Raw genomic sequence first — 3,244 nt, 5'->3', positions numbered from 1 at the left:
AGCCCCGGCCGAGAAGCCGAAGCGCAAGCCCCGCAAGACCGCCGCGGCCAAGGCCGCCGAGGCCGAGATCCCCGCGCAGTCCGCGGAGGAGCCGAAGCCGAGGCGCAGGACCCGCAAGGCCGCCGCCGCCCCGGTGGAAGCCGCCGAGGCCGAGGCCCCCGCCACGACGCCGCGTCGCCGCACGCGGAAGAAGGCGGAGCCCGTGGAGACCCCGGAGAGCTGACGCCAGGTCACGCGCTCGTCGAAGGCCCGCCCCCGTTCGGGGGCGGGCCTTCGCGCGTCGTACAACCACCGGGCCCCTTCGCCGGTCATCCAGGACGACAGCGGACCATCCGGGTCATCCGGAACAAGCGGAACAGGGGAAGAACTCCATGCACGCTCGCTCCCTCCTCGCGGCCACGGCCGCGGCCGGCCTCGGCGCCACCCTGCTGACCTTCGCCCCCGCCGCCGGGGCGCACCCCGCCGGATCCGCGGGCCGCGCGGCCGTCTGCAAGGAGGCGTCCCTGCACGTGGCGGCGTCCGCGTCGGAGGCACCCGGCGTCCTCCGCATCAGCGTCACCAACCGCGGCCCCGCCTGTGTCGTCGACCGCATCCCGACCGTCACCTTCGGTGATCTGGACGGCGCCGCCCAGCCGTTCCCCGCGACGGAGAACGCCCCGTACCGGATCGGCGAAGGCCGGACGGCGTACGCGGCCGTGCGCACCGTCGACGATCCCGGCAGCCCGCAGGCCCGCGTCGTGGACCATGTGACCGTCGCGGGCGACCCCTCGCACCGGGGCAGCCGCATCACCGCGGACGCCCTCGGCCTGCCCGACGGCGTCCGCGTATGGGAGCCGGTGACGACGTGGTGGAAGCCGACCCGCGCCGAGGCCGACGCCGCGCTGCCTTCCTGAGACGCCCGGGGCCGGGGCGCCCGACGCGCCGAGCCGACGGGTTAGCCTCGGCCCATGAGCAGGCCTCCCACCTTCGTCCCGCCCGCGTGTGCCACCGCGCGCACCCTCCGGACCGACCGCGGTGACTTCGCGGTGCTCGACGCGGTCCCGCCGCACGGCGTCCCGGTCGTGGGCACCGTCCTCATGCTCCCCGGCTTCACCGGCAGCAAGGAGGACTTCGTCGCCCTCCTCGAACCCATCGCCGCCGCGGGCTACCGCGCCGTCACCGTGGACGGCCGCGGGCAGTACGAGACCGAGGGTCCCGACGACGAATCGGCGTACGCGCAGGACGAGTTGGCCCGCGACGTCCTCGCCCAGGCGCGGGCGCTCACCGATGCGGGGACCGACGCGAGGGCCAGGCCCCCCGCCCTGCTCGGTCACTCCCTGGGCGGCCAGGTCGCGCGCGCCGCCGTGCTCCTCGCCCCCGACGCCTTCTCGTCGCTGACCCTGATGTCCTCGGGCCCCGCCGAGATCGCCCCCACCCAGCAGGCCCGCGCCAAGATGCTGGCCGACGCCCTCGCGGTGCTCTCGATGGACGAGGTGTGGCAGGCGATGCAGGCCATGGAGCCGCCGCCCCCGGAGGACGCGGACACCGGCGCGGACGACAGCGAGGCCCTGCGCGCCCGCTGGCTGCGGCACAACCCGGCCCAGCTCATCGCGACAGGTCGGCAGCTCTCCACCGAACCGGACAGGGTCGACGAGCTCGCCGCGACGCCGCTGCCCAAGCACGTGCTCTCGGGCGAGCGCGACGACACCTGGCCCGTGCCGCTCCTCGACGACATGGCGCGCCGCCTGCGGGCCCGCCGTTCGGTGATCGCGGGGGCCGAGCACTCCCCCAACACGGACCGCCCTACGGAGACGGCGGCGGCCCTGATCGCCTTCTGGGACCAGGTCTGACGGAGGCCGGGGCGGGTCGCGCGGGTCAGTACTGCGTCTGCAGGTGGTCCCAGAACCCGTCCCGCAGCGCCCTGCGCAGATCCGACTGCCCGCGCAGCGAGTACTGCAGAAGGCGCTCCGCCTCCACGAGCAGCTCCTGGTCCACGGACCCGGGCAGATACGGATGCCCGGGCAGCAGCCCCACCAGCGCCTCGCGCCCCCGCGCCGCGAGCCACTTCGCGGCGATCTGCGCGCCGACGAAGCGGACGTCGTCACGGGACGGCCGGTGCGCCGCGGGCCCTGCTTCGTACGTCGTGGTCGCGCGGCGCGTCACGTACGGCTTGAAGAAGTCGAGGTCGAACGTGCGCTGGCTGTCGACCTCCCACAGCAGCGGCTCCGCCTGATTGCGCCCGTCGGGTGCCTCGATGCCCCAGAGGTGGACCCGTGCGCCGTACCCCTGCGCGGCCTCGACCGCCGAGACCAGGTCCTCGTCGCCGCCGATCAGCGCGGCGTCGCTGATGGCCCGGTGCCTGGCAAGGGACTCCAGGTCGGTCCTGATCAGCGAGTCGACGCCCTTCTGCTGGTTGTTGGCGTTCAGATTGCCGAGCCTGACCTTGACGTCGGGCAGCTCCGCGATCGACTGCTGCTCGGTCGTGTGGATGCGGCGCCGCGCGCCGTCGTACCAGTAGACGCGCAGCAGCCGGCTGTCCGCGAAGATCGTGCGGGCCTTGTCGATGAGCGCCTCGATGAGCCCCTCGGCGTCGAGGTCGAAGGCCCGCCGGTCCTCGGTGCCCGCGGCGAGCCGTCCCGCGGCCGCGTACAGATACCCGGCGTCCACGAAGATCGCGTGCGTGGACGGCGTCTTGGCCACCTCGGCGAGCATCCGCTCCAGGAGGCCGTTGGCACGCTCCAGCTGAGCGCTGATGTCGGCTGCGCTGATGTCGTCCGCGCCCGGGTCGACTGCGCTGTGGTCGGCGTCGTTCATATGGGTCCCAGTCTCCCGCCGGTCACACAGCGAACACAACCGGTCCCGCTACTCGCAGGTAATTAGGTTCTCGAAAAATTTCCTTAGCGTAGGGAATGTTTGCTGGCGGCAACTCGTTGGACCCATCAGAAACACCGAGCAGTTCTCCTTCAGGAGGATGACCAGACGAAGGGAGAAGCCCTATGCGCTTCGAAATCATGCGACTCGACGACGTCGACGGTTCCGCCGTGGACAGCACCGTCGTGGACGCCGCCTCCGTCAACCGGATCGTGCAGCAGGCCGCAGCGATCGGCCAGCGCATCTACATCCGACCGGCCGAATCCTCGGCCTCGTAACGCTTACGCGTACGCAGACGTCGAAGGGCCCCGGCACCACAGGTGGTCCGGGGGCGACGCATAAAATCGCGGGCTCGACCGCCCCAACTAACACGCGGGAGACCCATTAATTTCAT

Annotated in this window: 5 protein-coding genes; 4 read left to right on the top strand and 1 reads right to left on the bottom strand. The window is 72.4% G+C overall.

What is annotated here, in order from left to right:
• The 3 genes from ACFWZ2_RS04220 to ACFWZ2_RS04210 all read left to right on the top strand — a co-directional run.
• Positions 1-223 (top strand): hypothetical protein (locus ACFWZ2_RS04220; protein WP_384541524.1); only part of this gene is annotated, 223 nt, incomplete at its 5' end.
• A 148-nt stretch (positions 224-371) separates the two neighbouring features.
• The gene (locus ACFWZ2_RS04215) at positions 372-893 is read left to right on the top strand and encodes a DUF4232 domain-containing protein (protein WP_384541521.1); all 522 of its coding nucleotides are present in this window, start codon (positions 372-374) and stop codon (positions 891-893) included.
• 54 nt (positions 894-947) lie between these two features.
• On the top strand, positions 948-1,829 hold the full coding sequence (locus ACFWZ2_RS04210) for an alpha/beta fold hydrolase (protein WP_384541519.1): 882 nt from the start codon (positions 948-950) through the stop codon (positions 1,827-1,829).
• A 25-nt stretch (positions 1,830-1,854) separates the two neighbouring features.
• Here ACFWZ2_RS04210 and ACFWZ2_RS04205 read toward each other — a convergent pair whose 3' ends face one another.
• Positions 1,855-2,793, bottom strand: a complete 939-nt coding sequence (locus ACFWZ2_RS04205) for an NYN domain-containing protein (RefSeq protein WP_384541516.1) — start codon at positions 2,791-2,793, stop codon at positions 1,855-1,857.
• 182 nt (positions 2,794-2,975) lie between these two features.
• Here ACFWZ2_RS04205 and ACFWZ2_RS04200 point away from each other — a divergent pair, with 182 nt between their 5' ends.
• Positions 2,976-3,128 (top strand): hypothetical protein, encoded by a 153-nt coding sequence (locus tag ACFWZ2_RS04200; RefSeq protein ID WP_098244621.1) that lies wholly within the window; start codon positions 2,976-2,978, stop codon positions 3,126-3,128.
• Positions 3,129-3,244: the final 116 nt, after the last annotated feature.

Origin of the sequence: Streptomyces sp. NPDC059002, assembly GCF_042740435.1 — a bacterium.
Classification (GTDB): Bacteria; Actinomycetota; Actinomycetes; order Streptomycetales; family Streptomycetaceae; genus Streptomyces.
Note: the sequence above shows the minus strand (reverse complement) of the source record. Positions and strands in the feature narration are given on the sequence as shown.

Coding starts and splice junctions, on each gene's coding strand:
- ACFWZ2_RS04210 (WP_384541519.1), top strand. CDS start 948: ATGAGCAGGCCTCCCACCTTCGTCCCGCCCGCGTGTGCCACCGCGCGC.
- ACFWZ2_RS04215 (WP_384541521.1), top strand. CDS start 372: ATGCACGCTCGCTCCCTCCTCGCGGCCACGGCCGCGGCCGGCCTCGGC.
- ACFWZ2_RS04200 (WP_098244621.1), top strand. CDS start 2,976: ATGCGCTTCGAAATCATGCGACTCGACGACGTCGACGGTTCCGCCGTG.
- ACFWZ2_RS04205 (WP_384541516.1), bottom strand. CDS start 2,793: ATGAACGACGCCGACCACAGCGCAGTCGACCCGGGCGCGGACGACATC.